The sequence below is a fragment of the Streptomyces sp. genome (assembly GCF_050698815.1).
Taxonomy (GTDB): domain Bacteria; phylum Actinomycetota; class Actinomycetes; order Streptomycetales; family Streptomycetaceae; genus Streptomyces.
In genome coordinates this window covers 1-4,474 of sequence record NZ_JBOHCV010000341.1, presented here as the reverse complement: position 1 = coordinate 4,474, position 4,474 = coordinate 1, and the positions used below count along the sequence as shown (strand labels likewise).

General features: G+C 69.5%; 5 protein-coding genes and 1 pseudogene. All 6 read right to left on the bottom strand.

The features are described 5' to 3' along the window. A pseudogene (locus tag ACRDP3_RS12560) lies at positions 1-914 on the bottom strand (radical SAM domain-containing protein); the annotation flags it as partial. A 6-nt stretch (positions 915-920) separates the two neighbouring features. Continuing rightward, complete coding sequence (locus ACRDP3_RS12555; RefSeq protein WP_431516986.1) at positions 921-1,235, bottom strand: DUF427 domain-containing protein; 315 nt, start codon at positions 1,233-1,235, stop codon at positions 921-923. 5 nt (positions 1,236-1,240) lie between these two features. Then, positions 1,241-1,597, bottom strand: coding sequence for a MauE/DoxX family redox-associated membrane protein (locus ACRDP3_RS12550; protein ID WP_431516985.1), 357 nt, complete (start codon positions 1,595-1,597; stop codon positions 1,241-1,243). A gap of 47 nt (positions 1,598-1,644) precedes the next feature. Then, the gene (locus tag ACRDP3_RS12545) at positions 1,645-2,427 is read right to left on the bottom strand and encodes a class I SAM-dependent methyltransferase (protein WP_431516984.1); all 783 of its coding nucleotides are present in this window, start codon (positions 2,425-2,427) and stop codon (positions 1,645-1,647) included. Positions 2,428-2,475: 48 nt separating this feature from the next. After that, a complete protein-coding gene (locus ACRDP3_RS12540) occupies positions 2,476-2,655 on the bottom strand; it encodes a hypothetical protein (RefSeq protein ID WP_431516983.1) in 180 nt (59 codons plus the stop codon). Positions 2,656-3,070: 415 nt separating this feature from the next. Further along, positions 3,071-4,324: a pyroglutamyl peptidase gene (locus ACRDP3_RS12535; protein ID WP_431516982.1), complete on the bottom strand. Its 1,254-nt coding sequence runs from the start codon at positions 4,322-4,324 to the stop codon at positions 3,071-3,073. Between the last annotated feature and the right edge of the window lie 150 nt (positions 4,325-4,474).

The window sequence follows — 4,474 nt, the reverse complement described above, 5'->3', positions numbered from 1 at the left end:
GGGTACCAGCGCTCACCGACGTAGAAGCCGTAGGCGGTTCGGTTGCAGCGGACGTCCCCGTTCTCCAGCACCCGGTAGTCCAGCCGCGTACCGACGCCCCGCTCGATCTCCGTCCACACCGCGTCCGGGGTGGCCTGGCGGTAGTTCTCCTTCCAGCGCCGCTCGTCGCCCAGGAAGGCGGCGGGCTGGAAGGAGAACATCCCGTAGCCCATCCGGGCACCCTCCCGGATCACGTCGGCCACCTCGTCCAGGTTGCCGGGCGTGACGGTCATGTTGTGCGCCAGGAAGTAACGCACGCCGTGCTCGCGCCTCAGCCGGGCGAACATCTCCGTGAACCGGCGCCGGTAGGGGTGGAGCGCAGCCTCGCTGTCGGGGCGGGTGATGCCTCGGCGCCCGTACATGAACTTGTCGAAGTGCGCGGCGAACGAAAGGCGTTCGATCCGGCGCCTGCCGTCTGCGTCGAGCGCGAGGCGCTTCAGATAGGCGTAGTCGAAGTCCCCGTGGGTGAAGCTCATCGGCTCCCGCCCGTGCTCCCGCATGACCCCTAGCGCGGCAGCGTGGTCGTCCGGTTCCAGCAGCGACACCTCGCCGCCGATCAGCTGGGCGTGCGCCACCGGCCCGCGCTGCTTGCGCAGCAGCGCCATCTGCCGGTCGATGTTCTCCAGCGTGTGCGGGCCGTCGACGCGCACCTGGTTGGCGTCCCGGGAGTGGTAGCAGGGCGTGCATGTGAGGTTGCACTTGGGGAAGACGCCGTGGGTGCCCTCGCAGCCCACCGCGTGCCGTCCCAGCAGCTGGCCCGGCGTCCGCGCCGACTGCGGCAACTCCGCCCAACGGCGCTCCAGCACCGCCGCGAACTCCGGGTCGACCGGCCTGCTTGCTTGAGCCACGGCACGCAGCCGGGCGATGAATCCCACAGCTTCTCAGCCTCCCTTGTTCGTGGCGCGTTCCCGGGTGCCCTCGACGGTCACGCCATGGCCGAAGGCGACGTGGTTCTTGATGCGGCGCGCCAACGGGGTCGGGTGCGGGTAGTACCAGGCGGCGTCCGGGTTCACTGCGCCGTCCGCCTGGAGGGTGTAGTAGCGGGCCATGCCCTTCCAGAAGCACAGCGTCTTGGTCGGGCTTGCGGTGACGTACTCGGGCCGCAGCGACTCCGGGGGGAAGTAGTGGTTGCCTTCCACTCGCTTGGTGCGCGGCGTCTCCGCGACGACGGTGCCGTTCCACACTGCGCGCATCATGGCTCTCAGCGTTCCTCTCCGTGGTGCCGGTTCTGCTCGTGGCTCGAGGGCACACCGGAAACCCGGTGGCCCCTTGGCAGCCTTCCCCGGAGCCCTCGCGTCTGACGCAGCAGCACGGCGGCGTACAGCAGCATCAGCGCGTCTTCCACAAGTACGAACCACCGCAGCGGCTGGGTCAGATACCTGCCGAAACAGCCGCAATTGCCCACATCCAGCCCCCGTGCGTACGCCTGCGCGGCCAGCCCTGCCCACACCAGCGCCACAGCGGCGAATATCCACGCCGGGGCAGCGGTACGAGAGCGGGGCCGCAGCAGCAGTGACGAAACAAACCACTTCGGCCTCTCCCGTGCGCCCCAGCACATCTGCCCCCGGGCCCAGCGGACTCCCCAGCGACCTGCTGCTGAGCGGGCTAGTCAGCCGGCGCAGCACGTACGGCCGTGATCCGACGCAGGGGCACCGGCAGCGCCGCATGGGCGCGCACCGCCGCGTGCAGCCAGCGCTTTGCGGCGCGGTGGCGCCGGGACGTCAGGCCCGGGATGTAGAGCGAGTCGAGGAACACCTCCGCTTCGACGGCCGAACGCGGCCGGTATCCGAAACGGCGACACTGGTCCTCGGTCAGCTCCAGCCCCGCAGCGTGCAGCAGTTGGGGCAGGCGTCGCCGTCGCAGCAGCGAATCGTTGGGGTAGGTGAGGGGACGGCCAAGAGCGGCCATCAGCCCGGCCAACCACAGCGCGTCCGCACCACGCAGCGGCCCATGGTCGGGCAGCAGAGCGATCAGCTTGCCTGTCGGCACCAATACGCGCGCCGCTTCGCGCAGCACATCGGGCAGCGGGGTGAGGATCTGCAGCCCCATGGAGCACACCACCGCACCGCAAGAGGCAGACCGCAACGGCAAACGGGCGGCGTCGGCACGCAACAGCCCGCTCGCCCCGTGGGCGCGGGCACGAGCCAGCTCCGCCGCGGAGGCGTCCACGCCGAGGTAACCCAGCTCACGCAGCGCGGGCTCCAGCGGGGCGCTGCCGCAGGCAAGGTCGAGTACCGGCCGGTCGCCGGTGGTGGACACGGCTTCCAGCAGCCAGTCGTACCCCGTACGGCCCTCACGCGTGGCCCGCCCCAGCACCGCCTCGGTGATCCCGGGACGACGCTCGTGGAAATCAGTCAGGTACGCCTGCCAGCCAGTCCATAGGTCCACTGTCACTCCTCACCGCCCGCCTCGACCCCGCGTCCGAGCAATCACCCGCTACGTCGGCGAGCCGCGACGGCGCCAGGGCCACCAGCCGCGTCGGCGCCCGGCTCCCGCGTCGGGCACGTCGGCCCGGTCGGCGGGCACCAGGTGTGGAGCACATTCCCGTGCCAGCGCCGGCACCTCACGCGCCCGCGGGTCGACCGGTGGCTTGCCCGCCACCTCCACGGTGGGCACGGTCTCATTACCGTCGGCGACCGACCGTAGGTACGCCATCATCCAGCGCCTGCTGCAGCCGATCGACGGCGAGCTGTCGGTTGGGGCAGTCGGGCACGACCAGCACTTCGATCTCCATGCCTCCAGGATGGCGCACACCAGTCCCGTCAGGGGCCGCAGAGACCGGCAAGACTGGCTGGCGCCGCGCAATGCAGCATTCCGCAGGCAAGCCATGACCTGCGAACTCGTCACTTCCCAGCCCCCACGATGACGTGCAGGGGTCACTCGATGGGGTGCTGGTCAGGGATCTCGCCTGCTGCGGGCCGGCTTCTCGCCACCGCGGCCGACGACGGCAAGGTGCGACTGTGGAAGGAGACGAAGAACAGGTGAACCGGCATGCAGTCGCAGTTCCGCTGCCTCATCGCATGGGACGGTGTCAGTGCTCGGCCGCTACTCGGATGATCGAGCGAACCTGGTCGATGATGTCCCGCCGATTCTGGAGGAATTCAGGGTCGGTGATCGTTCCCGTGGCCGGGTCGGTGTTGTCCGAGCCGAACTCGAGGACCGGGGTGTGCACATGGCCGCCCGGAATACTCAGACCAAGCCGGTCGCGCAGCAGCGTCGCACGGTAGGCGATCTCGTTGGACAGGTAGTCCCCGCCACCCCCCTCACGCGCGGTGGAGCCCTCGGTCGGACCGTCAGGGCGCGTCACCGGCTCACTCTCGCCCGCCGGGATCTCGACCACCTCCGTGTTGTCCTTCACCGGGAAGCGGCCCGTCGGGGCGGACACGATGTCCTGGTAGGGAAGCGTGGTGGCCGTCCACTGAGGCTGAGTAGCGGGATCGGCCACGGGGACGGTCCCGGAGGCCGAGATGTTGTCGTTGTCGGGGAACGTCCCCCGCCATGCCCCGTTGTTGCGCTCGACGTCGAACCGGCCGGGCCGGCCCAGGCTGACCGTGGTGAACAGGTCCACCTTCGGCAGATGCGGCCGCAGCGTCTGCTCGACCATCCCGCGGGTGAAGTCCGCCCAGCGTACGGGGAACATGGCCGTCTCGATCCTGACCCGACCCGCCTTGGTGCGCACCACCGTGCCGTCCAGTGCCAGCGCACTGGCCCCGGACGGATTGCTGATCCGAATGTCCCTGTCCAGGGTGAACGGGTCAAAGCCGGTTACCAGCACCCGCTTCAGGCCCTTTTCCCTCCCGCCCGGGAAGTCGATGGCGTCCTGACCACGCGAGCTGTGCTCCAGCCGGTCAAGCAGTGCCGTGCGCTGGGCATCGGAGAGCTCGAAGCCGGACCGCCATTGCCGCAACGCCCCTGTCATGCCCAGCCGCGCCCAATACAAGGGGCGGTCATCCACGCGACTCAGGTCCCCGTCCGCCGGGCCGCCTCCCTGGGCCCGTTCCACCGCGCGCTGCCACAGCCGCTGCCCGTGCCGCTCCACCACCTGCTGCGCCTGACGGTAGGTGTTCGCACCGCACAGAGCCCGGGTGAAACTCGAAGCCACCGGGTCGAAGCCGGAACGCCGCAGGATCTCTTGGGGTATCGCCTTGGCCAAGCGCTGCTCCTCCACGGTCAGTGGCACCGAGGCATCAGTACACCCGGAGGGCTGTCCGGCCAGCGCAGGCGTTACGGGCAAAGCCATGCTCACGACTACTGCTGCGGCCAGCTGTACACGCAGTCTCCGCATCCGGATCTCCTCTGTTCGGCATTGTCACCGGGATGAGGACAGCCTCCGGTATGCGGCAGCGGTCGAACACCCCTCTGTCGCTTCATGCTTGAGGTATCTGGCGCCCGGGCCCCGTAGGTTCAGCCGGCCCTCGAGGCGGCAGCCGGCTTT

Bases quoted from the DNA above. Each gene is read 5' to 3' on its own strand.
- ACRDP3_RS12555 (WP_431516986.1), bottom strand. From the start codon at position 1,235: ATGATGCGCGCAGTGTGGAACGGCACCGTCGTCGCGGAGACGCCGCGC.
- ACRDP3_RS12535 (WP_431516982.1), bottom strand. From the start codon at position 4,324: ATGCGGAGACTGCGTGTACAGCTGGCCGCAGCAGTAGTCGTGAGCATG.
- ACRDP3_RS12550 (WP_431516985.1), bottom strand. From the start codon at position 1,597: ATGTGCTGGGGCGCACGGGAGAGGCCGAAGTGGTTTGTTTCGTCACTG.